21 protein-coding genes are annotated in these 23,757 nt (G+C 60.2%); 14 read left to right on the top strand and 7 right to left on the bottom strand.

Features of this window, described 5'->3' with window-relative positions; genetic code table 11:
• Positions 1 to 72 precede the first annotated feature (72 nt).
• Entirely contained in the window at positions 73 to 666 is a 594-nt protein-coding gene (locus B5F94_RS07605; RefSeq protein WP_087329132.1) for a rubrerythrin, read from the top strand.
• Positions 667 to 669: 3 nt separating this feature from the next.
• Here the strand turns inward: B5F94_RS07605 and B5F94_RS07600 are convergent, their stop codons facing one another.
• Positions 670 to 1,497 carry a putative RNA methyltransferase gene (locus B5F94_RS07600; protein ID WP_087329130.1) on the bottom strand — a complete coding sequence of 276 codons (828 nt, stop codon included), beginning with the start codon at positions 1,495 to 1,497 and terminating at the stop codon, positions 670 to 672.
• 93 nt (positions 1,498 to 1,590) lie between these two features.
• Positions 1,591 to 2,037: a hypothetical protein gene (locus tag B5F94_RS07595; RefSeq protein WP_087329128.1), complete on the bottom strand. Its 447-nt coding sequence runs from the start codon at positions 2,035 to 2,037 to the stop codon at positions 1,591 to 1,593.
• A gap of 174 nt (positions 2,038 to 2,211) precedes the next feature.
• Here B5F94_RS07595 and B5F94_RS07590 point away from each other — a divergent pair, with 174 nt between their 5' ends.
• The 5 genes from B5F94_RS07590 (at position 2,212) to B5F94_RS07570 (ending at position 7,862) form a co-directional block, all read left to right on the top strand.
• Positions 2,212 to 2,592 carry a helix-turn-helix domain-containing protein gene (locus tag B5F94_RS07590; protein WP_242965626.1) on the top strand — a complete coding sequence of 127 codons (381 nt, stop codon included), beginning with the start codon at positions 2,212 to 2,214 and terminating at the stop codon, positions 2,590 to 2,592.
• Between the two features lie 155 nt (positions 2,593 to 2,747).
• On the top strand, positions 2,748 to 4,343 hold the full coding sequence (locus B5F94_RS07585; RefSeq protein WP_087329126.1) for an ABC-F family ATP-binding cassette domain-containing protein: 1,596 nt from the start codon (positions 2,748 to 2,750) through the stop codon (positions 4,341 to 4,343).
• Positions 4,344 to 4,485: 142 nt separating this feature from the next.
• Positions 4,486 to 5,304, top strand: coding sequence for a hypothetical protein (locus B5F94_RS07580; protein WP_087329124.1), 819 nt, complete (start codon positions 4,486 to 4,488; stop codon positions 5,302 to 5,304).
• Entirely contained in the window at positions 5,297 to 7,339 is a 2,043-nt protein-coding gene (gene metG / locus B5F94_RS07575; RefSeq protein WP_087329122.1) for a methionine--tRNA ligase, read from the top strand. Before B5F94_RS07580 ends, metG begins: the two co-directional genes overlap by 8 nt.
• Before the next feature lie 166 nt (positions 7,340 to 7,505).
• Positions 7,506 to 7,862: a hypothetical protein gene (locus B5F94_RS07570; RefSeq protein WP_087329120.1), complete on the top strand. Its 357-nt coding sequence runs from the start codon at positions 7,506 to 7,508 to the stop codon at positions 7,860 to 7,862.
• 70 nt (positions 7,863 to 7,932) lie between these two features.
• Here the strand turns inward: B5F94_RS07570 and B5F94_RS07565 are convergent, their stop codons facing one another.
• The gene (locus tag B5F94_RS07565; protein ID WP_242965625.1) at positions 7,933 to 9,273 is read right to left on the bottom strand and encodes a citrate/2-methylcitrate synthase; all 1,341 of its coding nucleotides are present in this window, start codon (positions 9,271 to 9,273) and stop codon (positions 7,933 to 7,935) included.
• A gap of 166 nt (positions 9,274 to 9,439) precedes the next feature.
• On the opposite strand from B5F94_RS07565, the gene spoIID reads away from it, so the two are divergent.
• The gene (gene spoIID, locus B5F94_RS07560; protein WP_087329115.1) at positions 9,440 to 10,447 is read left to right on the top strand and encodes a stage II sporulation protein D; all 1,008 of its coding nucleotides are present in this window, start codon (positions 9,440 to 9,442) and stop codon (positions 10,445 to 10,447) included.
• A gap of 21 nt (positions 10,448 to 10,468) precedes the next feature.
• On the opposite strand, the gene B5F94_RS07555 is transcribed toward spoIID, so the two are convergent.
• Both B5F94_RS07555 and B5F94_RS07550 read right to left on the bottom strand, forming a co-directional pair.
• Positions 10,469 to 12,622: a M56 family metallopeptidase gene (locus B5F94_RS07555; protein WP_087329113.1), complete on the bottom strand. Its 2,154-nt coding sequence runs from the start codon at positions 12,620 to 12,622 to the stop codon at positions 10,469 to 10,471.
• Positions 12,619 to 12,993: a BlaI/MecI/CopY family transcriptional regulator gene (locus tag B5F94_RS07550; protein ID WP_087189002.1), complete on the bottom strand. Its 375-nt coding sequence runs from the start codon at positions 12,991 to 12,993 to the stop codon at positions 12,619 to 12,621. Before B5F94_RS07550 ends, B5F94_RS07555 begins: the two co-directional genes overlap by 4 nt.
• A gap of 229 nt (positions 12,994 to 13,222) precedes the next feature.
• Here B5F94_RS07550 and B5F94_RS07545 point away from each other — a divergent pair, with 229 nt between their 5' ends.
• Positions 13,223 to 14,617, top strand: a complete 1,395-nt coding sequence (locus B5F94_RS07545; protein WP_087268971.1) for an NAD(P)/FAD-dependent oxidoreductase — start codon at positions 13,223 to 13,225, stop codon at positions 14,615 to 14,617.
• 53 nt (positions 14,618 to 14,670) lie between these two features.
• Here the strand turns inward: B5F94_RS07545 and B5F94_RS07540 are convergent, their stop codons facing one another.
• Both B5F94_RS07540 and B5F94_RS07535 read right to left on the bottom strand, forming a co-directional pair.
• Entirely contained in the window at positions 14,671 to 15,351 is a 681-nt protein-coding gene (locus tag B5F94_RS07540; RefSeq protein ID WP_087329110.1) for a YczE/YyaS/YitT family protein, read from the bottom strand.
• A 182-nt stretch (positions 15,352 to 15,533) separates the two neighbouring features.
• The gene (locus B5F94_RS07535) at positions 15,534 to 16,895 is read right to left on the bottom strand and encodes a hemolysin family protein (protein WP_242965624.1); all 1,362 of its coding nucleotides are present in this window, start codon (positions 16,893 to 16,895) and stop codon (positions 15,534 to 15,536) included.
• A 193-nt stretch (positions 16,896 to 17,088) separates the two neighbouring features.
• On the opposite strand from B5F94_RS07535, the gene B5F94_RS07530 reads away from it, so the two are divergent.
• From B5F94_RS07530 to B5F94_RS07505, 6 genes are read left to right on the top strand one after another with little or no spacing between them, the layout of a single operon-like run.
• On the top strand, positions 17,089 to 18,387 hold the full coding sequence (locus B5F94_RS07530) for a chloride channel protein (RefSeq protein ID WP_087329106.1): 1,299 nt from the start codon (positions 17,089 to 17,091) through the stop codon (positions 18,385 to 18,387).
• 30 nt (positions 18,388 to 18,417) lie between these two features.
• Positions 18,418 to 18,786, top strand: coding sequence for a VOC family protein (locus B5F94_RS07525; protein ID WP_087329104.1), 369 nt, complete (start codon positions 18,418 to 18,420; stop codon positions 18,784 to 18,786).
• A 4-nt stretch (positions 18,787 to 18,790) separates the two neighbouring features.
• Positions 18,791 to 19,855, top strand: coding sequence for an acyltransferase (locus tag B5F94_RS07520; RefSeq protein ID WP_087329102.1), 1,065 nt, complete (start codon positions 18,791 to 18,793; stop codon positions 19,853 to 19,855).
• Positions 19,856 to 19,868: 13 nt separating this feature from the next.
• The gene (locus tag B5F94_RS07515) at positions 19,869 to 21,275 is read left to right on the top strand and encodes an MBOAT family O-acyltransferase (protein WP_087329100.1); all 1,407 of its coding nucleotides are present in this window, start codon (positions 19,869 to 19,871) and stop codon (positions 21,273 to 21,275) included.
• 14 nt (positions 21,276 to 21,289) lie between these two features.
• Entirely contained in the window at positions 21,290 to 22,498 is a 1,209-nt protein-coding gene (locus tag B5F94_RS07510; protein WP_087329098.1) for a DHHW family protein, read from the top strand.
• Between the two features lie 5 nt (positions 22,499 to 22,503).
• Positions 22,504 to 23,721 carry an MFS transporter gene (locus B5F94_RS07505; protein ID WP_242965623.1) on the top strand — a complete coding sequence of 406 codons (1,218 nt, stop codon included), beginning with the start codon at positions 22,504 to 22,506 and terminating at the stop codon, positions 23,719 to 23,721.
• Positions 23,722 to 23,757: the final 36 nt, after the last annotated feature.

The raw sequence follows: 23,757 nt of genomic DNA, 5'->3' as shown, positions 1-23,757 counted from the left end.
CCTGAGCGGGGCAAATCTTGCCAGGACGGCATAGGATGGTGGGAATCTACACAGAATGGGGAGGCAATGCGTATGGAACAGGAGTTGCTGCCCGGCTGCGACCGGGAGGTTTTCGAGCGGGTGTGGAAGCGGGTCATGCCAAACGAGCGGGGGGACTGCCCCTTTGAGGTGGTGGAGGCGGCCCAGCGGCCCCTGCCGGCGGTAGTGGTACACGATACGCCGGCGGCGGAAGAAGAGGAGGAGGCCGTCACCTGCCTTGGACCCGCCTCGGCAGTCCACGGCCCTCAGCTGCAACAGTACATAGACCAGGAGCTGGCCGCCCACCGGTGCTGCCAGGCGCTGGCCCGGCGGGTGCCGGGGGCCGGGGGCAGGATGCTCTCCAACCTGGCCGCCGAAAAGCGGCGGCGGGCCAAGCGGCTGAGCACCGCCTATTTCCTCATCTCCGGGGTGCGCTACTGGCCTGCCGACCGGGGGAGCGCTCCCGCTCTCCAGCCGGTGCAGGCCGCCCTGCGGGAGCAGTTTCAGGCCCAGCAGCGGGGGGCTGCCTGTTATCGGGCGGCCGCCGCCGGTACCGCCGATCCCTGCCTGGAGGCTCTCTTCCATGAGTCAGCTGACGAGGCGGAGGCCCACGCCTGGATCATCCGCAGCGTGCTGGAGCAGATGTAACTCTCAGTCCCGGCGGAATACATGGATGCGGAAGGAGGCCTGTACCTTCAGTCCGTCCAACGCCGCCAGCCGGGCGGCTCCCTCCTTGGGGGTCTTCCAGTAGTAGGGGGTCATCTGGAACAGGTTAGGCAGGTCCTCGCCTGCCACCTCCATGGTGGTATCCACCGGAACCACGCTGACATAGGAGAAGCCCTCATAGGGGATATCCTGCTCCTGGTTGGGGTAGGGCTTGTCGTAGAGCACCTGCTTGAGCTCCCACAGGTGTTTGGCGGCGGGGACCACATAGAGGAACAGACCTCCGGGGCGGAGCACCCGGCGGAACTCCTCCAGAGCCAGGGGGGAGAAGCAGTTGAGGAGCAGGTCCACGCGCTGATCCGCCACCGGCAGGTGGTAAGCCGAGGCCACGGCAAACTCCCCCTGGGGCACACGCTTAGCCGCCAGACGCACCGAGGGCTTGGACAAATCGATACCCGCCAGTTGCACCTGCCTGCCCGCCCCGGTGAAGGCGGCGTGGATGCCGGCGGTGTAGTAGCCCTCCCCGCAGCCTGAGTCCAGTACCGATACCCGCCGGGCTGTGTACTCCAGAGCCAGGGCACACAGAGCCTCCCGGAGGGGGGCGTAGTAGTCCCTGGACAGGAACTGGTTGCGGGCGGTCACCATGCCCTTGTCGTCCCCGGGGGATTTGGAGTGCTTTTGGTTGGCGGGGAGCAGGTGGACATAGCCCTCCTTGGCGATGTCAAAGCAGTGGCCGTTGGGGCAGGTATAGGAGCGCGCCTCCCGGTTCAGGGGAGCGGCGCAGTGGGGACAGCGAAACAGGCTCAAAGGGGCCATCTCCTTCCAAAGTGTCTGAGGGTATCATACCAGTTTGGAGGACATAACACAAGGGCCGCGCCATAGGCGCGGCCCTTGTGTTGTCCAGGCGTATTATTTGATTTTTTCAAAAATAAAGTAGCTGCCGCCATCATAATTGAATGTAATGGTGTCATCATCAACCGTTCCAGTCCAAGGGCTACCGGGGAAGGAGATGGTGATTTCATTCCCTTTCATTTCCCATGTGCCGGAAGCGCTCTCATCTCTTGATGAGGCCATGCGCTTTAATGTGGCGAGGTCTTGTGCGGATAAAAATTCCTCAGCTTCTGGGTTTATTATCGTGGTAAATGTGGCCGTTGCGCTACCTCCGGATTTGATCTCCAGTATGCCAGAGGTTCTAGTAAGACCGGATGAATCCCATTCCATCATATTAAGTTCCTCGTTGGAATCACCTACTTTTGTGGCCTCATAGGTACCCACAGGGTCAACTGTTCCTGAGCAGGCGGTCAGTGCGGCCATCATAGCAACGGCCAGAGCTAGTGACAGAATTGTTTTTCTCATAAAAAATCTTCCTCTCTTGTCTTTTCAGTTGATAAAGCGGCCAGGGTGTAGGTTAAAACGAGATGTCCACTATTAGTATAACATGAGTACGCGTATATGTCTACTAATAGGGCAATATAAGTACACCAAAACAGGACGATTTTTTTATACACTGTGCCAAAGAGGTGATTTGCTGTGAATGCCGTCGGCGAAAGGATCAAGGAACTGCGAAAGGCCAGAAGGATGACGCAGAATGAGTTTGCAGAACGGATCAATGTGACAAAATCAACGGTTTCGGCATATGAAAATGGGAGCAGGCTGCCTTCTTACGACGTGCTGATCAGAATCGCCCGATTATTTAAAGTAAGTACGGATCATCTGCTTGGATACAGCGAAAAAACGGAAATCGATGTTACGGGTCTGACCAGAAAACAGATCAATGTGATCCAGGATATGATTACAACTTATCAACGCCATAACCGTTTTTATCAAGCTATACAGGAGGATAACTGCATCAAGGACAGGCTGATTGCCGCAGGATTGCTCCATGAAGATGATGGAGAGTGGATGAAATAGACATGAAAAGGGCCGCGCCATTGGCGCGGCCCTTGTGCGCATTTTTAGGAGAGATTCTGCCTTTTGTGGTTTGTTTTTTTCTTTTTCTATGGTATACTGTACACTTGCGAAGATTTTCCCGGCCTGAAGCCGGGCTGAACAAAAAGGAGTACGACATGATCACTGTTTCCGATCTGACCCTGGCATACAGCGGCCAGCCCCTGTTTTCCCATGTGGACCTGCAGTTTACCAAGGGCAACTGCTACGGCATTATCGGCGCCAACGGCGCCGGAAAGTCCACTTTTCTGAAGATTCTCTCCGGCGATCTGGAGCCCACCTCCGGCGAGGTGTCCATCCTGCCCAAGACCCGTATGTCCGTTCTCAAGCAGGACCAGAACGCCTACAATGCCTACACCGTCATGGATACCGTCATCATGGGCAACAAGCGCCTGTATGACATCGGCAAGGAGAAGGACGCCCTTTACGAGAAGGAGGAAATGACCGAGGAGGACGGCATCCGTGCCTGCGAGCTGGAGGAGGAGTTTGCCGAACTGGGCGGCTGGGAAGCCGAGAGCGACGCCTCCCGCATCCTCCAGGGTCTGGGTGTGGGCACCGAGTTCCACCAGACCTCCATGGAGACTCTGGACGCCCGTCTGAAGGTGAAGGTGCTGCTGGCTCAGGCCCTGTTCGGCAATCCCGACATCCTGCTGCTGGACGAGCCCACCAACAACCTGGACATCAACGCTGTCAACTGGCTGGAGGACTTCCTGCTGGACTTTGAGGGCACCGTTATCGTGGTGAGCCACGACCGCCACTTCCTCAACACCATCTGTACCCACATCGTGGATATCGACTACAACAAGATCAAGCTCTATGTGGGCAACTACGATTTCTGGTACGACGCCTCCCAGCTGATGCAGAACCTGATGAAGAACCAGAACAAGAAGAACGAGGAGAAGGCCCAGGAGCTGAAGGAATTTATCTCCCGGTTCTCCGCCAACAAGTCCAAGTCCAAGCAGGCTACCGCCCGCCGGAAGCTGCTGGAAAAGATCACCTTGGAGGAGATCCCCGCCTCCTCCCGCCGCTACCCCTGGGTGGCCTTCTCCCCCGACCGGGAGGTGGGCAAGGACATCCTCTTTGTCACCGACGTGTCCAAGACCATCGACGGGGTGAAGGTGCTGGACAAGGTGTCCTTCATCGTGGGCCACGGCGACAAGATCGCCTTCGTGGGCGACAACGAGAACGCCCAGACCGCCCTCTTCAAGATCCTCACCGGCGAGATGGAGCCAGACGAGGGCACCGTCAAGTGGGGCCAGACCGCTACCTTCTCCTACTTCCCCAAGGACAACACCGAGTTCTTCAAGGACTGCGACGACAACCTGGTGGAGTGGCTGCGTCAGTGGTCCTCCGATCCGCACGAGGCCTACCTCCGGGGCTTCCTGGGCCGGATGCTCTTCTCCGGCGACGAGGTGTATAAGCCCGTCAAGGTCCTCTCCGGCGGTGAAAAGGTGCGCTGTATGCTCTCCCGCATGATGCTGTCCGGGGCTAACGTGCTGCTGCTGGACCAGCCCACCAACCACCTGGATCTGGAGTCCATCGCCGCCCTGAACAACGGCCTGGAGGCCGTCAAGTGCAACGTGTTGGTGGCCTCCCACGACCATCAGCTCATCCAGACCGTGTGTAACCGGGTGTTCGATTTCACCGCCGACGGTCAGCTCATCGACCGCAAGATGACCTACGACGAGTACCTGGAGAGCATGAAGGCGGAGTAAGGCGTGCGGGGCATCCCATGGGGCCGTAGGGGCCCATGTCCTCATCGGCCTGCCCCGCCGGGCAAAAAGAAATCCGTGCCATTTCCGTAAAACTGTGCTATAATTAATAACTATATTATTCCATCCGGAAAGGATGCTGACCATGCGAAAAGAGATCCTTTTGCCCGCCATTGCGGTGGTGGGCGGCGGGGCTGGCTTCGCCCTGCGGCGCTGGGAACTGGCCACCGCTTTTGAGGCGGACACCGGCCTTCCCATCTCCGGCGCTTCTGCCACCATGGCCCTCATCGCCCTGTCGGTAGTGGTGGCTGCCGTGCTGCTGATCCTCAGCTTTATGGGGAAGTATCCCCGCTTCAGCGGCTATGACCAGGCCTTTTCCGCCAAGAATAATACCCTGTATGCCATGGCGGGAATACTCTCCGGCTTCCTGCTCATCGGGGCGGGCGGTCTGATGGCCTATGACTTTGCCACCGGGGCCAATCCCATCTACACCCGCCTCATTGTGGCGGTGCTGGCGGTGGCCTCCGGCCTGTGCGTCATGTCCACGGTGCGGGACAATTTTAAGGGGGAGAACAAGGGCAAGTACAGCGTGCCTCTGCTCATCCCGGCCTTTGCCTTCTGCGTGTGGCTCATCGCCGCCTACCAGGTGCGGGCGGGGGACCCGGTGCAGCTGGACTATGTATACGAGCTCTTCGGCATCATCGCCGGCCTGCTGGGGCTCTACTTTATCGCCGGTTTCTCCTTTGACAAGGGTAAGTGCGGCCCCGCGGTGTTCTTCTGCCTGATGGGTGTGTATTTCTCCCTGGTCACCCTGGCCGATGAGCACGACTGGGCCACCCTGGTGCTCTATGGCTTTACCATTCTCTATCTGCTGACTTCCAGCGCTTTGCTGCTGTACAATGCCGCCCGGCCTCTGCCAGAGGAGCCGGTCGAGAACGATACGGAGGGATCCTCTGATGTCTGAGAAAAAGAAATTTTATATCACCACCCCCATTTACTACCCCTCGGACAAGCTCCACATCGGCCATGCCTACTGCACTGTGGCCACCGATGCTATGGCCCGGTATAAGCGGCTGTGCGGCTATGATGTGATGTTCCTCACCGGCACCGACGAGCACGGCCAGAAGATCGAGGACAAGGCCAAGGCCGCCGGCGTCTCCCCCAAGGAGTATGTGGACAACATCGTGGAGGGCCCCCAGGGCGTCAAGGACCTGTGGAAGCTGATGAACATTTCCAATGACCGGTTCATCCGCACCACCGACGACTACCATGTGGCCGCCATCCAGAAGATCTTTAAGAAGATGTATGAGAAGGGCGACATCTACAAGGGCAAGTATGTGGGCAAGTACTGCAAGCCCTGCGAGTCCTTCTGGACCGAGAGCCAGCTGGTGGACGGCAAGTGCCCCGACTGCGGCCGTGAGGTCCAGGACGCCGAGGAGGAGGCCTACTTCTTCCGGCTGAGCAAGTACGCCGACCGCATCCAGGACCTGCTGGAGAACACCGACTTCCTGGAGCCCCGCAGCCGGGTCAACGAGATGGTGAACAACTTCATCAAGCCCGGCCTGGAGGACCTGTGCGTCTCCCGTACCTCCTTCCAGTGGGGCATTCCCGTGGACTTCGACCCCGGCCATGTGGTGTATGTGTGGATCGACGCCCTCTTCAACTACACCACCGCCCTGGGCTTCATGAACGACAAGTACCACGACTTTGAGAAGTACTGGCCTGCCGACGTCCACTTCATCGGCAAGGAGATCGTCCGCTTCCACTCCATCATCTGGCCCGCCATGCTCATGAGCATGGAGATGCCCCTGCCCAAGAAGGTGTTCGGCCACGGCTGGCTGCTGCTGGACGGCGGCAAGATGAGCAAGTCCAAGGGCAACGTGGTGGACCCCTATCTGCTGGCCCAGCGCTACGGCGTGGATTCCCTGCGCTACTTCCTGCTGCGGGAGTTCCCCTTCGGCACCGACGGCAACTTCTCCAATGAGGCCCTCATCGGCCGCATCAACACCGACCTGGCCAACGACCTGGGCAATCTGGTGAGCCGTACCACCGCCATGGTGGGCAAGTACTTCGGCGCGCACCTGCCTGCCGGCTGCGGCGCCACCGGAGACGAGGCGGATCTGGCCAATCTGGTGGCTCAGTCCATGGGCAATGTGGGCCTGTCCATGCAGTTCCCTGAGGACGATCCCCAGAAGTTCGACGTGGAGCTCATCGCCATGGCCGCCCAGCTGCGCAACACCTATGAGGACAAGATGGAGCAGTATGCCTTCCAGGATGCCCTGATGGAGGTATTCAAGCTCATCGGCCGGGCCAACAAGTATATCGATGAGAACAAGCCCTGGGCTCTGGCCAAGGACGAGACCCAGCAGGACCGTCTGGCCCATGTGCTGTACAATCTGCTGGAGTGCGTGCGCATTTCCGCCGTGCTCCTCACCCCCTTCATGCCCGAGACCTGCGCGAAGATCTTTGCCCAGATCGGCGCCGACGACAGCCAGCGCACCTGGGAGTCCGCCGGTGTGTGGGGCGCGCTGTCCGACCAGGCTCCCGTGAGCAAGGGTGAGAACCTCTTCCCCCGCATCGACGCTGCCAAGGAGCTGGAGGAGCTGGCCGCTCTGGAGGAGGCCGCCAAGGCGGAAGCCGCTGCCAAAGCTGAGCCCGAGTATATTACCATCGACGACTTCGCCAAGGTGAAGTTCGTCACCGCCAAGGTGCTTTCCTGCGAGGCGGTGAAGAAGAGCAAGAAGCTGCTCCGCTTCACCCTGGACTGCGGCGAGGGACAGCCCCGTCAGATTCTCTCCGGCATCCATGAGTATTACGAGCCCGAGGATCTGATCGGCAAGACCGTGGTGGCCTGCGTCAACCTGGCCCCCCGGAAGATGATGGGCCTGGAGTCCAACGGTATGCTCATCTCCGCCGTGAAGGAGGGAGCCGAGGGCCACGAGGAGCTCCACCTGCTCATGCTGGACGACAAGGTGCCCGCCGGCTGCACCCTGGGTTAATTGAAAGAAAAAAAGGAGACGCTGCACAGCAGCGTCTCCTTTTTTATAAACACTATGCAGCCAGCTCATTGTGCCGGTGGGAAGAATTCTTTATACTTTAAGAAAAGGTTCAGGTTTTACAGGTCTGTTCAAGCCTGTGCCATTTCGAGAGGAAAGAAGGATCGCTATGAAAAAGGTTGTTTCCCTTGCGCTGGCCCTGGTCATGATGCTGGGTCTGTGCGCCTGCGGCGGCGGTTCCGCCGCGCCGGAAGAGGAGGACCACTCCGACGCCATCCGTCTGGCGGTACAGTCCGAGGCGGCTGTGGAGTGTATGTTCAGTTATGCCAACGTGAAGAACGTCCTGGCCTCTGTGACCAACACCGATGACAACGGCGACGGCACCTATGAGGTCAATGGCTACATCACCGTGATCGACGACTACGGCGACCGCTACAAGGCCAAGTTTGACGCCACCGTCTCTGTGGACGAGGATGGCGACGCCGACTGCGACAGCTTCAGCATGGAGACCCCCACCCGGGAGTGATACTTCCAATCCCTTCAAAACAAAGACGTGCTGCTATGCAGCACGTCTTTGTTTTTGTTCTGTTATTCTGTTATCGCTGGTCCAGGGGCACGAAGGGCCGCATGGGAGCCACCGCCTTGTAGGCGGGACGGATGATGCGGTTGCCCGGCTGGTAGACCTCCTCGATGCGGTGGGCGCACCAGCCCACGATACGGGCCACGGCGAACAGGGGGGTGTACAGCTCCTGGGGGATGCCCATCATCTTGTACACCATGCCGGAGAACAGGTCCACATTGGCGCACACCACCTTGTCCTCCCCCTTGACGGAGAGAAGCACCTCGGGGGTGAGCCGCTCCACCGTCTCGTACAGCTCGAACTCGTCCAGCATCCCCTTGGTCTCAGCCAGCTTCTTGGCGAACTTCTTGAGGATGACGGCACGGGGGTCGGAGATGGTGTAGATGGCGTGGCCCATGCCGTAGATGAGGCCCGACTTGTCGCCGGCTTCCTTCCGCAGCAGCTTGCCCAGGAAGGCGCGCACCTCGTCCTCGTCCTTCCAGTCCTTTACCGCGTCCTCGATGTAGCCGAACATCTCCATGACCTTCTTGTTGGCGCCGCCGTGGCGGGGGCCCTTCAGGGAGCCTACGGCAGCGGCGATGGAGGAGTAGAAGTCGGTGCCGGAGGAGGAGAGCACCCGGCAGGCGAAGGCGGAGTTGTTGCCGCCGCCGTGCTCGGCGTGGAGCACCAGGCACAGGTCCAGCAGCCGGGCCTCCTGCTCGGTGAACTTGTTGTCGTGGCGGACGGAGTAGAGAAAGTTCTCCGCCACGCTGAGTCCGGCCTGAGGCCGGTGGAGGTAGAGAGACTCGTCGTTGTAGTAGTGGCGCTTCACGGCAAAGGCGTGGGCCACAATGACGGGCACCCGGGCGATGAGCTGGATGGCCTGCCGCAGCTGATTGGACAGGGACATATCGTCGGGGTTGTCGTCATAGGAGTACAGAGCCAGCACCGAGCGGGCCAGCTTGTTCATCACGTCGGGACTGGGGGCCTTGATGATCATGTCCTCGGTGAACATATGGGGCAGGGTGTGGTTGTCGGTGAGCATCTGCTGGAAGGCGGTGAGCTGCTCCCGGGTGGGCAGGGTGCCGAACAGCAGCAGATAGGCGGTCTCCTCAAAGCCGAACCGGTTCTCCCGCACGAAGCCGTCCACCAGCTCCTCCACATCGATGCCCCGGTAGATCAGCTTGCCGGGGGCGGGAAAGCGCTCGCCGTCCTGGAGGTAATAGCCCAGCACGTTGCCGATCTGGGTGACGCCCGCCATGACGCCGGTGCCGTCGGCGTTGCGCAGGCCCCGCTTGACCCGATAGCGCTCGTAATATGCCGGGTCGATCTGGTTATGTTTGCGATATTCCTGACATAGACTCTCTATGAAGTCCATGGATGTTCCCTTCTCGGCGTTTTGCATTTCCAGCCTCTCCTTTGCCCAAATTCTTTTACACGGTATTGTACAACCATTTTGCGGCACAGTCAATATGGAAAGTAGACGAAGTAAAAATTGAAATGGAATGAATGATAACTTGCAAAAAGAGAGGACGGTGTTTCCAATGAGACAGGTGGCGGCGGTTGCCCTGGCCCTGCTGCTGGCCCTTTTCCTGCTGCCGCTGCTGCTGGTGCCCCAGGGGGAGGGGGCTCTGCCGGTGGAAAGCGGCAGTCTGCCCATTGACCGCACGGTGGTCACACCGGAGCCGGCCCTGGACAGCGCCCAGCAGGTAACGGTAAAGCGGTCCGACGGCACGGTGGAAACCATGGCCCTGGACGACTACCTGTGGGGGGTGGTGGCCGCCGAGATGCCCGCCGCCTTTGAGAGCGAAGCCCTGAAGGCCCAGGCGGTGGCCGCCCGCACTTATACCTATTCCAAAATGGAGCGGGAGACCTCCGGTCACCCGGAGGCCGACCTGTGTACCGACGTGAACTGCTGCCAGGCCTACCGCACCCGGGAGGATGCCGCCGCCAGCTGGGGAACCAACGCCCAGATATATACCGACAAGATCGCCGCCGCCGTGGCAGACACCGACGGGGTGGCGGTACTCTATGAGGGCAGCCCCATTCAGGCCGTCTTTTTCTCCTCCGCCGACGGGCGGACGGTGGACGCGGTGGAGGTGTGGGGCAATTCGGTGCCCTATCTCACCGGAGTGGACAGCCCCGAGGGGGAGGAGGTGCCCAACTACCACTCCAACGTCACCCTGACGGCGGAGGAATTTAAAACCAAGCTGTTGGCCAAGTATCCCGGGGCGGACCTGTCGGGGGACCCGTCCGGGTGGTTTTCCAACACCGTGTCCAACTCCGCCGGGGGCGTGAGCAGCATGGACGTGGGGGGCGTCACCATCAGCGGACAGGAGCTGCGCACCCTGTTTTCCCTGCGGTCCACCAGCTTCACCGTCTCCGCCGGGGCGGACGGGGTGACCTTTTCGGTCACCGGCTACGGACACGGGGTGGGCATGAGCCAGTACGGGGCCAACGCCCTGGCCCAGGAGGGCGAAAGCTATGAGGAAATTTTGAAGTGGTACTATACCGGCGTGGAAGTGGAGCAGTATACGCCTGGACAACCCTGAAAGGGTTGTCCAGGCGTATTTCTATGCCGTCAGTTGTTGGATGTTGGTCTCGTTCAGCTCATACCATACCGCGTCCGGTTTTTGGGCCTGTGCCTCCAGGGCGGCCTCATACTCGGTCTGGGAGACGGGCCGGCCATCCACTTCAAAGGCTTTGGGCTCCCAAGCCTCCATCTCACAGCGGATGTGCTTTTCTAGGGTAAGGCCGTCTTCCCCGAAGCGGGCGGAAGCAATGCCGTCCTCCGTGCCGGCGGTATAAGAGTAAGTAAACGTACCGTCGGTTTTCAGATACCAGAAGGTGCGCCAGTGGCTGGGATAGCCCATGATCTCGTCCCCCTCCTGGCGTAAGACCACGTAGCCGCCCATGTCATTGGCCACGTCGGTGACCCGGAGGACTACCTCCCGGCTTCCGTCACCGTCCAGGTCCAGGACAGCAAACTCCGTTACAGTGGCATAGGAGCTGTAGGGACTGAAGGCAAGTGGGATGTCAGGGAGAAGGGTGGGAACTTCCTGGCCGGAGCCGTCCACACAGAGGAAAGGTGCCTGTCCCAGCAGGATGTCCTGATAGGCACGCACCCCGCTGCCTGCGAAGGGGGTGTAGGGGAGGGAGACGCCGGATTCCATCCAGCTATCCCCGATGGTCCAGGCTTCCTCGCCGTCCTCCGGCTCGGACACGTGGTCCAACAGCGCCAAATAGCCCTCCGCCGACGGATCGAACCGGTACTGGTTCCATGCTGTCCGCCCCGCGCCGCTGGAGCCGTTGTGGCAGAGGATGTTGTCCTCGCGCACCACATACAGGCTCCGCTCCCAGCCCTCCACCGCCAGCACGGGCTGGCCGTCCACCAGGGTGTAGATGGCAAAGACATAGCCCTCATCCATGCTCCAGAATTCGCTGCCCACAAAGCCCATCAATAGCTCCTCTACCCCGTCGCCGTTTAGATCACGGAGTGTGTAGCCGATGGTACCAGCCGGGTCCCAGGAGGGGCAAATGAGGACGAGCAGCAGGTCCGGAAAGTCGATCGGCGGTCGTTTGCGAAGCAGGGCCTCCGCATACCGGGACAGAAGCGGACCATAGGCACTGAGCTCCCCGCCGGTGGGAGTGCCGGCGGAGACGGAGGACGCTCCGCCCCGCTGGACGGTGTTCTCTGCTGTGGCCGCAGCCGGGGGGTGAGTATCCACCATCCCGCAGGCGCAGCAGGTGACCACCAGCCCCAGAACCAGGGCCAGGCAGACTGCCCCTTTGCCCGGCTTGCGATAGCCCTTGATCCCCAGAAGCCGGGTTTTCAGCCGCTTCCCCTCCTGACAGAGGGGGGCGGCCATCCAGGGGGAGGGTCTTCCGGGCCGGGCGGCCAGCAGCAACAGCATATCCCCGTAGGCCATCCTCTGCTCCGGCGCCAGGGCGCGGACCACCGCCTCGTCGCAGGACAGCTCGCAGTCCAGCGCGATGCGCCGCCCCATCCAGTGGACCAGGGGATTGAACCAGTGGAGGCTGGCCACCAGCACTACCAGCCACTTGTAGCAGATGTCCCACCGCCGGGCATGGGTGAGCTCATGGCGGAGGGCGGCGGCCAGAGCCTGAGGAGGAAGGGACGGCCCACCCTGGGGCAGGACGATCACTGGCCGAAAGACCCCCAGCAGCATGGGGGCGTCCACCTGGCCGCTTTGGGCCAGCCTCACCCGGCTGCCGTGGCCCAGCTCTTCAAACAGGGCCAGGGCCTCCGCCGTTGGCGGGGCGAGAGAGGTACGGACCCGGCGGGAAAAGCGGGCATAAGCGGCGATATGCCAGAAGAAGAAACCAGCCCCAACCGCCAGCCACAGGAAAACCAGCACGCCGGGGAGGAAAATTGCCGGGGCGGAGGGCTGGGTTATCTCCGGTTGCTCCACCGTGATCGGCTCCGACGGCGGAGTAATGGGAGCGGTCTGTGTGTCCGTCTGGTCCTGCCGTTCGGGAAGGATGGTTTCCTGCTGGACCATCTCCTGGGTAGGCTGAGGGAGCTGGGGCAGGGTGATGCCGTAGCCGAAGGGGATCAGAAAGCGGAGCAGCACCGCCAGCCAGAGATAATAGGAGACGGCCCTGGGCACCCTGTTTCCCGTCACGGGGCGCAGTAGCAGTACAAGCACACACAGCAGGGAACCGGACAGGGTGAGGGAGAGCAGGGTAAGCAGTACCTCTTTCATGTGGATTCCTCCTGATGGAACAGGGCGGACAGCTCGGCGATCTCTGCTTGGCTCAGCTGGCCGTCGGACAGCAGGGAGGCCACCAGCTTTTTGGCACTGCCGTTGAACACCTGGTCCACCAGGTGGCGGGCGGACCAGCGGCCATATTGGGCCTGGGTGATGACCGCCCGGTACATTCCCCGGCGCTCCAGCTGAACGGCCCCCTTTTCGCACAGACGGCGCAGCAGGGTCTTGACGGTGGAGTCCTCCCAGCCGCACCGGGCGGACAGAATGCGGCGCAGCTCCGACAGCGGCGCCGGCTGGGGCAGGCTCCACAGGGCCTTCATAACCTCCAGCTCGGCATCCTGGATCTTTTCAGCACCAATACACATAGCGGCCTCCTTAAAAGTTTACTATTGTAGCCTAAATAAAGGTTACAATAGTAAACTTTATTTGTCAAGGGGTTTCCGTAGCGCGGGGAAAAATTTGATGGGCTGCCTAAAAATTTTTCAGCCTGGATGGGTCAACGGCGTTGTCAAAAATAAGACCTTTTGGTATAATATCAAATTGGAAAGGTGGGTTACACCCCTTCCAAATATGACGTAAAGTGAGAGATCGCACATGAACACACGGTATGACGTTGCCATTCTGGGCTGCGGCGAAGCCGGTATTTTCGCCGGGTACGAGCTGATGCACCGCAACCCCGGCCTCAAGGTGGTGGCCCTGGATCAGGGGGCCGATATCTATACCCGCAGCTGCCCCATTGTGGCGGGCAAGGTGAAGGAGTGCGTCCACTGCAAGGTGTGCGGCACCATGTGCGGTTTTGGCGGCGCCGGCGCCTTTTCCGACGGCAAATATAACTTCACCACCGCGTTCGGCGGCTGGCTCACCGACTTCATGCCCAAGGAAGAGGTCATGAGCCTCATCGACTATGTGGACTCCATCAACATGAAGCACGGAGCCACCGACAAAGTGTTCTCCACCGATACCCCGGCGGCTCGTGCCCTGGAGAAGCGGGCCCTGGAGCACGACCTCCACCTGCTCCAGGCCCGGTGTAAGCACCTGGGTACCGAGAACAACCTGAAGATCCTGCAGAGCATCTATGAGGAGTGCCGCAAGGGTGTGGAGTTCCATTTCAACACCGCTGTCACCAAGATCATGGATCTGAAGGGGGAGGGCTACCGCCTCATCACCGAGAAGGGCGATGAGATCGACTGCACCTGGCTCATCGCCGGTCCCGGCCGCTCCGGTGCCGAGTGGTTCTCCAACCAGTGCAAGGACCTGGGCATCCAGCTCATCAACAACCAGGTGGACATCGGCGTGCGGGTGGAGCTGCCCGCCAAGGTCTTTGAGCACATCACCGACGTGGTGTACGAGTCCAAGCTGGTCTACCGCACCAAGCAGTATGGCGATCAGGTGCGTACCTTCTGCATGAATCCCTACGGCCATGTGGTAGCCGAGAGCGTGGAGGGCATCAACACCGTCAACGGCCATTCCTATTCTGACCCCGCCCTCCAGAGCGAGAACACCAACTTCGCCCTGCTGGTGTCCAACCGGTTCACCCAGCCCTTCAACGAGCCCTACCGCTACGGCAAGCATATTGCCTCCCTGTCCAATATGTTGGCCGGCGGCGTGCTGGTCCAGCGGTTCGGGGATCTGGTTAGCGGCATCCGCACCAACGAGCACCGGATGAGCAAATCCTTTGTCCGGCCCACCCTCACCGCTGCTGTCCCCGGCGATCTGTCCCTGGCCCTGCCCAAGCGGCAGCTGGACGATATCATCGAGATGATCTACCAGCTGGATAAGATTGCCCCCGGTACTGCAAACTATGACACCCTGCTCTATGGCGCTGAGGTGAAGTTCTACTCCGCCCGGCTGGCCCTGTCCGGCGAGCTGGAGACCTCTCTGCCCGGCTTCTTTGCCGTAGGCGACGGCGCGGGCGTTACCCGGGGTCTGGCCCAGGCAGGCGCCTCCGGCGTGAAGGCAGCCCAGGTGATTCTGAACCGGCTGAAATAAGCGGAACAAAAAAACAGCTGCAAGCCATTGGCTTGCAGCTGTTTTTTAATTTGTTATGCAGCAGAGACGCCGGTGTCGGGCAGATGGTTTTCCTCCGGCTTCTTTACCAGGAAGGCCAGCCGCTTACAGAAGAACCGGGAGATGTAGCCCACCGTCAGGGCGCACACTACGGTGCCCTCCCGCAGGCCGTACACAGCTCCCAGATCCAGCAGGGACAGCAGGGTGGCGGCGGCCACCATGGTCAGGTCGAAGCCGGTCTTGGTCTTGCCGAAGTCCCAGTGGAACTCCTGGCTGCACACCCGCACAAAGCCCTCGCAGGGGAGAATGAGCACGTTGGGAATGACCTCCAGAGCCACGCCCAGGCCCAGACAGGTACAGCCCATCAGCAGTACCACCCAGTGGCTGGCGTAGGACTGAGGCACCAGGTCGCCCAGCAGCCCCATCCACAGGTCAATGCAGCAGGAGAAGAGGAAGGTGAAGGGGACCTGGAGCAGCTGGATGGGCCGGAACTTCTTGCGCAGGATCAGGATCTGGCCGCCCAGCATGACGCAGTTCACCACAAAGGTGAAGGTACCCAGAGAAATGCCGGGGAACACATAGGTGAGTACATAGGCCAGGCTGGATACCGCAGAGGTGCCCATTCCGGCCAGGGTGATCAGAGAGATGCCAAGGGCCGAGCACAGGACGCCTGCCAGAAAGATCAGATAGCGCCGGAGCAGACCGGAATGAGACATTGCACACGCCTCCAAAAAACTATTTTTTAGTACTAAAAATAGTTTAGCACGGTGAAAAGGAGGGTTCAAGAGACATCTTCACCAAATAAAAAAGGAAATTTTTTGTGGAATTAACAAGAGGATGGCGCAAAACAGCAACAATAATTCAGGCGTGCCGCCCAAATCAGCGGCACGCCTGAATTTCAGGATTCTTTTTTGTGGCCGGTGTGTTCCTCTTCCTCCTCCGGCGGGGGAGAGAGTTTGGTCACGGTGGCCCACTCTACCCGGCGTTCTGACAGCTCCTCCACCCGGATGTGCAGGCCGTAGATGTTCACCTCAGGGTGGCTGCCGTCCTCGGGAATGACGGAGAGCTGGGCGTACACCAGCCCGCCCAGAGTTTCCGATTCCTCCTCTTCCAGCATTTCCATGCCCAGAGCGTCGAAGAGCTCTTCCAGCTCGGCGGAGCCGGCCACCCGCCAGCGGTCCTCCCCCAGGGGGATGATCTCCAGGTCCTCCTGAGGATCGAATTCGTCGTAGATGTTGCCCACGATTTCCTCCAGCAGGTCCTCCATGGTGACCAGTCCGGCGGTGCCGCCGTATTCATCTACCACGATGGACAGGTGGACCTTTTTGCTCTGCATATCCCGGAACAGCAGGTCGGTACGCACCGACTGGGGCACGAAGTAGGGGCGGCGGAGCAGCTCCCGCAGGGGCTTGGGCTGGGGCTTGCGGGCGTTGATGAGCCACTCCCGGGTGGAGAGGATACCGATGATGTCGTCGGCGTCCTCCTCGTAGACGGGGAAGCGGGACAGGCCGGATTCCTCAATGGCCTTTTCGATCTTCTCCGGGGTATCCTCCGCCCGCAGCATGACCATGTCGGTGCGGTGGACCATCACGTCGGCGGCGGTCATATTGTTAAACTCGAAAATATTTTCGATCATTTCCTTCTCTTCGGTCTCAATAGCACCCTTCTCCTCACTCAGGTCGATAAGTATACGCAGCCCCTCCTCGGATACCTCCTTATCCTCATCATTGGGATTGATGCGGAAGAGCCACAGGACGGCGTTGGTGGAGATGGTAAGCAGCCAGATCAGCGGGCGCATGACGGTGGCCAGCAGACTGACCACACCGCAGGAAAAACGGGCCACCGCTTCGCTCTTTTTCATGGCCACCCGCTTGGGTACCAGTTCGCCAAAGACCAGAGTAAAGAAGGAGAGGATCACAGTGACCACGATCACAGACAGGGTACGAACCGTGGCCACCACAGGCCCGGTCAGCGCGAACGTGGATACCGCCCACTGGGTAAGGGGTCCGGCCAGATTGTCGGCGGCAAAGGCAGACCCCAGGAAACCGGCCAGGGTGATGCCGATCTGGATGGTGGAGAGAAACCGGGTGGGCATCTCTACGATCCGGAGCAGCTTGGCTGCCTTGCGGTCGCCGCCTTCGGCCTGCTTGCGGATAAGTGCCTCGTTTAATGAGATTACTGCGATCTCAGTGGCAGCAAAGTAGGCGTTGATGGCAATGAGTATGACCTGAAGAAGTAGTTGAGGCCATATGGATGACAAAATAAATTCCCCCTTAAATATATTGATCATGGAACCAGTATAACACACCGCTGAAAAAAATCCATAAGATTGCGGAAAAAAGTTGGTATCCATGTTATAATAATCACGTGTGTCGTACCTGGGGATAGGATAGTTCCTCAGCCCCAGAAAGAGCAAGGCCCCCTGTGCCGGGGACCGATGGAGTGTGAAAGAGATGGAGACAAAGAAGGTACCGGCCTGGCTGGAGCATCCGGCCGCCTTTGTAAAATGGCTGATCTTCGCGGGGATCAGCGGCCTGCTGTGCGGTGGGGTGGCCACCGCCTTTTACTATGCCTTTTCCTCGGTCACAGACCTGCGCCATGCCAATCCCTGGCTGATCTGGCTGCTGCCGGTGGGCGGTCTGGCGATTGTGCTGCTCTACCGGGTGTGCGGCATGGAGGGGGACCGGGGCACCAACTTCGTGCTGGCGGCGGTGCGGGAAAACCAGCCCCTCCGGCTGCGTACCGCCCCCCTGGTCTTTGTGTCCACCGTTATCACCCATTTGATGGGTGGTTCCTCCGGCCGGGAGGGAGCCATCCTCCAGATTGGCGGATCTATCTCCTCCAAAGTAGGCCGGTGGATGCGCCTGGACGACAAGGACAGCCGTATCATCACCATGTGCGGAATGTCGGCGGCTTTTTCCGCCCTCTTCGGCACCCCTCTGACTGCCGCCATGTTTTCTATGGAGGTCACCAGTGTGGGGGTGCTCTATTATGCCGCCATCGTGCCCTGTGTTCTCTCCTCCATCATCGGCCTGTGGATGGCCCAGCATTTCGGTGTGCCTCCCACCGCCTTTACCCTGGAGGGCATCCCCAACCTGAGCGCCGTCACCCTGCTGCAGGTCATCGGTATGGGCATCCTCTTTGCCCTGCTGTCCATTTTCTTCTGCCGGCTGATGCACGCCGCACCCAAAATCTATGACAGAGTTCTGCCCAACCATCTGGTGCGGGCGGCGGTGGGCGGCACTCTGGTCATCGCCCTGACCTATGTGATCTGGATCTGGGACCCTGGTACTTACGACTACAACGGAGCGGGAGAGGCTATCATCCATGCCGCCATCGGGGGAAATGCCCGGCCGAAGGCGTTCTTCTTTAAAATGCTCTTTACCACCATCACTCTGGGGGCAGGCTTTAAGGGCGGTGAGATTGTGCCGGTGTTCTTCACCGGAGCCACCTTCGGCTGCACCGTGGCCCCCTTCCTGGGGCTCCATCCCTCCTTCGGGGCGGGACTGGGCATGGTGTGCGTGTTCTGCGGCGTCACCAACTGCCCCATCACCTCCCTGCTGCTCTCCCTGGAGCTCTTTGCCGGGGACAGCCTGGGGATGTTCACCGGCCAGAGCCTGTGCCTCTTCGCCGTGTGTCTGGCGGTGTCCTATATGCTGTCCGGCTATTATGGGCTGTACAGCGAGCAAAAAATCGTATATAGTAAACTGCGGCCCGAATTCATCGACAAAAAGGCCAACCAGGACCACTGAGTTTCTGGACCCATACAAAGGAGAAAACATATGCTGCGATTTGATCATTTTAATTTCAATGTTCTGGACCTGAACCGGTCCCTGGACTTTTACCGTGAGGCTCTGGAGCTGGCGCCGGTGGCGGAAAAGGATGCCGAGGACGGCTCCTTCAAGCTGGTCTACCTGGGGGACGGGGAGACCGGCTTCCGGCTGGAGCTGACCTGGCTGCGGGACCGGAGGTCGCCCTATGACCTGGGGGAGCAGGAGTTCCATCTGGCCTTTGTCACCGACCGCTTTGATGAGCTTCTGGAGCGGCACAAGGCTATGGGCTGCGTGTGCTTTGAAAACCCGGCCATGGGCATCTATTTTATTGAAGATCCCGACGGATACTGGATCGAGATCGTTCCCGGAAAGGAATAAGGACATGAGCAAGACCGTAACGGGAGGCCGCCTGGCCTATGCCGATCTGCTGCGGGCTGTGGCCATGCTGGCGGTCATCGTGGTCCACCTGGCAGGCTCCCAGCTGGGCAACGTGCCGGTGGGCTCGGCGGAATTTCATGTGCTGAACGCCTACGACGGGCTGACCCACTGGTGTGTGCCCGTCTTTATTATGCTGTCAGGGATGTTCCTGCTGGACCCCAAGCACAGCCTCTCCCCCTCCAAGCTGTTTTTCGGCCATATTCTGCGGATGCTGGTGGCCCTGGCGGTGTGGGGGACGGCCTATGCCCTGGTGACCCAGGTGTCGGCGGCGGGGCTGAGCTGGGCCAGCATCAAGGCTGCCCTGTGGCAGGTGCTCCAGGGTAAGACCCACTTCCACCTGTGGTTTTTGTATATGATCGTGGGCCTGTACCTCATCACCCCCATTCTCCGCGCCTTTGTGCGGGGGGCCAGCCGGGCGGACTTCCACTGGTTCTTCCTGCTGTGCTTTGTGTTTGCCAACCTGCTGCCCACCCTGCTGCGGCTGTGGCCCCATGAGGCGGTGAGCCTGTGGGTAAACAACCTGAACCTCCACCTGGTGCTGGGCTATGTGGGTTACTATGTGCTGGGTTACTATCTGAAAACCTACACCCTCAGCCGGGTGGCGGAGTATCTCATCTACGTCCTGAGCATCCTGGGGGCGGTGGTCACCGTGGGCGGTACCGCCTGGCTGTCCCAGCAGCGGGGCGTCTTTGCCCAGACCCTCTACAACTATGACAGCCCCAATATCGCGCTGATGAGCGTGGCTGTCTTTGTATTCTTCCGCTATGTACTGGGCGTCAGCGAGGAGCGCTCCCGCCGCCAGCGGATGAGTTCGGTGGCGCAGGTGTCCTTTGGGGTGTACCTGATCCATGTCTTTTTCCTCATCCTGCTGGACCGGCTGAACATCACCGTTCTCGCCATTCCGCCGGTGCTGGCGGTGCCCGCCCTGACGGCGGCGGTATTCCTGTGTTCCTTCGCCGTGGCCTGGCTCATCTCCAAGATCCCCCTGGTGGGGCGCTACCTGACTTAAAGGAGGCAACTGAGTGCTCTTTTCCAGTTCCGTATTTCTCTTCCTCTTCCTGCCCCTGGTGCTCATCATCTACTATGTGCCCCTGCGCCGGTTCCGGCAGGCACAGAATATATTCCTGCTGTTGGCCTCCCTGGGCTTCTATGCCTGGGGCGAGCCCTGGTTTGTGCTGGTGATGATAGGGTCCATTGTGATTAACTACTTTTTCGGCCTGTGGGTAGATTACAACAAGCGGCGGGACAGATCCTGCAGGGCCCCCATTTTGCTGGCCCTGCTGATCAATTTGGGTGTTCTGTTTGTATTTAAATATCTGATGTTTACTCTGGGTATTCTAAATGGCCTGGGTGCCAGCTTTGTGATCCCGGTAATCGAACTGCCCATCGGCATTTCCTTCTTTACCTTCCAGGCCCTCAGCTATGTGCTGGACGTCCATCGGGACCGGGGAAAGGTGCAGCGTTCCCCTCTGAAGGTGGGACTGTACATCTCTTTCTTTCCCCAGCTTATTGCCGGCCCCATCGTCAAATATGAGACGGTGGCCGACCAGATCGACAACCGGAAGGAGAGCTGGGAGGACTTCTCCGCCGGCTGCGCCCGGTTTGTGGTAGGCCTGGGCAAGAAGGTGCTGCTGTCCAATCAGCTGGCCATCATCGCCGACCGGGCCTACGGTATGGCGGGAGATGGGCTGACCACCTCCTTTGCCTGGCTGGGAGCGGTGGCCTACATCCTCCAGCTGTACAACGACTTCTCCGGCTATTCCGACATGGCCATCGGCCTGGGCAGGATGTTTGGGTTCCACTTCCTGGAGAACTTCAATTATCCCTTTGCTGCCACCTCTCTGGCCGGCCTGTGGCGGCGGTGGCACATCTCCCTGGCCACCTGGTTTCGGGACTATGTATATATCCCTCTTGGGGGCAGCCGGGTGGACAGCCGGGCCAAACTGATCCGCAACATCTTCATGGTTTGGCTGTGCACCGGCATCTGGCACGGAGCCAACTGGACCTATCTGGCCTGGGGCATGGTCAACTTTGCCATGCTCATGCTGGAGAAATACGGCGGCCTGGGCCGTGGATGGCCCAAGTTCTTCCAGTGGCTCTACCCTCTGGCGGTCTTTCTGCTCACCTGTGTGTTCTTTCGTTCGGACAGCATTGGCGCGGCCCTGCAGTATTTCCAGGCCATGTTCGGCTTCGGGGCCGGGCTGGGGGACGGGCTGACCGTGCTCTATCTCACGGAGTGCTGGCTGCCCCTGCTGGCTGCCGTGGTCTTTGCGGCTCCGGTGGCGCCCAGGCTGCGGGACTGGGTCGGCAAGCGCAACTGTGTGGCGCTGGATCTTGGCTACGCCCTGCTCATTGCCGGGGTGTTCCTGGTGTCGGCCAGCTTTATCATTAAGGGCACCTATAATCCCTTCATCTACTTCAATTTCTGACAAGGAGCGGCCCAATGAAACGACGCAATACCATAACCGCCTGCCTGTTCCTGCTGCTGATGGCGGGGGGCTTCGTGCTGCTGCTCACCTCCTTTTTGGGGCGGGAGGGCAGCTTTGAAGCCCTGCTCAAAACCTTTGCCAAGGACAAGGATGTGACTACCTTCCTGGCCCAGGCGGAGACCGCCGTCAATCAGGATCTGGACCGGGACCATCTGTTCATCCAGCTCTACGGCGGCATCCAGCGTATCACCGGCCGCAGGATGGTGGAGGACGCGGTGGATGAAAACACCGTGGTCAAGCTGTCCACCGGGGCGCTGAACTTCGTCAAGCCGGACAGCACCGCCCAGCCTGCGGAGAGCGTGGAGGCCAACGCCGCCGCTACGGCCGATCTGGCCCAGGCGCTGGAGGAGCAGGGTATTCCCTATCTCTTTGTGATGGCGCCCCAGAAGATCCAGCGGGGGCAGGACCTGCTGCCTGTAGGCATGGCGGAGAACGGAAACTCCACTGCCGATGCCTTCCTGGAGGAACTGGATCAGTCGGGGACCAGCTATTTCGATCTGCGGCCCTTCTTTGAGAGCAATGGTATCTATTCCGGCTGGTTCTTCAATACCGACCACCACTGGAAGCCGGAGGCCGCCTTCTTTGCCTGGCAGAACCTGGCCCAGCTGCTGGACCACAACTACGGGTTCGTCACCCCGTCCTATCTTACCGACCCCTCCAACTGGTCCACCGCGGTGCTGGAGGACTTTTTCCTGGGCAGCCAGGGCAAACGGGTGGGGTCCCTCTACGCCGGGGTGGACGATTTCACCATCTACACCCCCAAATTTGAGACCAATCTTACCTATGCCAGCACCGACGGCGGCTTTGAGCGCACCGGCCCCTTCAACCAGTCGGTGTGCTTCCCCGAGCGGGTGGAGCAGATGGACTGGTTCAACGGCAACCCCTACACCTACTACTCCGGCGGCGACTACGGTATGGCCACCATGACCAACCACAACAACCCCAACGGACCCAGGATCGTGCTGCTGCGGGAGTCCTTCTCCTGCGCTCTGGCCCCCTTCCTGGCCCTGTCCTGTTCGGAACTGACCACCATCGATCTGCGCTACTACCAGGGGGATCTGATGGAGACCCTTGAGGCGCTGGAGCCCGATCTGGTGATGACCATGTATGCCGCCAGCTCTACCGGCCTGGAGAATATGTTTGCTTTTGAAGGAACGGAGTGAACCAAGTGGAACTGAGTGAGCGCAGGCCCTCCCTGCGGCGGCTGGACTATCACTATATTGCCATGCAGGCGGGCTTCTGGGCTATGTTTGCCGCCATTGTGGCCTACCAGACCGCCCTGCTGCTGGAGCGGGGCTTCTCCAACAGCGAAGCGGGACTGATGACGGCGGTGCGCTGTCTGGCGGGCATCGTGTTTCAGCCCCTGCTGGGAGGCTTTGCCGACCGGCATCCCCGCATTCCCCTGAAGTATATCGTGGGCCTGTCCCTGCTCATCTCGGTGGCGGCGGGGGCCTGGTACTGGCTGTCCCCCGGCATGGGCCTGTGGGAGACCACCCTGGTGTGGGTGGTCATCGGCGGCCTGGAGGTGTCCTCCTATCCCCTAATGGACGCCATGGCGGTGCAGTTTATCAATGAAGGTATGCCCATCCGCTACAGCCTGGGCCGTGGCATCGGGTCCCTGGCCTATGCGGTGGTGTGCGTGGTGCTGGGCTTTCAGGCGGGCCGGATGGGCATGGAGAGCACCCTGCTCACCCATCTGGCCCTGGTGGTGCTGGAGATCCTGCTGGTGGTCACCTACCCGGCTTACCGGGGCAAGGGTGGACCGGCCGGGGAGGAGGGCCCCAAGCCCCAGTCCGCTCTGTCCCTGCTGCGGAGCAATCCCTGCTTTACCCTGATGCTGGTGGGGGTGTTCCTGGGCCTTACCGGCATCATGCCTCTGTCCAACTTCCTGGTGAACATCGTCAACAGCCGGGGAGGCACCGACTCCGACCTGGGTATTGCCCTCTTCCTGATGGGAGCCTCCGAACTGCCCACCGCCTTCTTCTTCCAGAAGCTGCTGCGGCGGCTGGGCAGCGGAAAGATGCTGATGCTGAGTATGATCTTCGGCACTCTGAAAGGTGTGCTGCTGCTGTGTACCTTTAACTGCCTGGGTGTACTGGCGGTTCAGCCCATTCAGGTGCTGGGCTACGGCCTGTTTACCCCGGCCTCGGTGTACTTCGTCAACGAGTCGGTGCCCGCCGCCGACCGGGTGCGGGGGCAGACCGTGATGATGGTGGCCTCCAATGGTCTGGGCGGTATGATGGGCGGCGTGCTGGCCGGCTGGACTCTGGATCTGGGGGGCGTCAATCTGATGCTGGCGGCCTGCATTGCCTCGGGCTGCCTGGGTGTGCTCTTCTGTCTGGCGGCCCTGCGGCTGTCTCGCGGAAAGAGAAACCAGTTAGTATAGCTTTAGGTGCCGCTAAAATGGTAAGCAAACACAAAA

Source organism: Flavonifractor sp. An4 (assembly GCF_002161755.1).
Classification (GTDB): Bacteria; Bacillota; Clostridia; order Oscillospirales; family Oscillospiraceae; genus Flavonifractor; species Flavonifractor avicola.
Note: the sequence above shows the minus strand (reverse complement) of the source record. Positions and strands in the feature narration are given on the sequence as shown.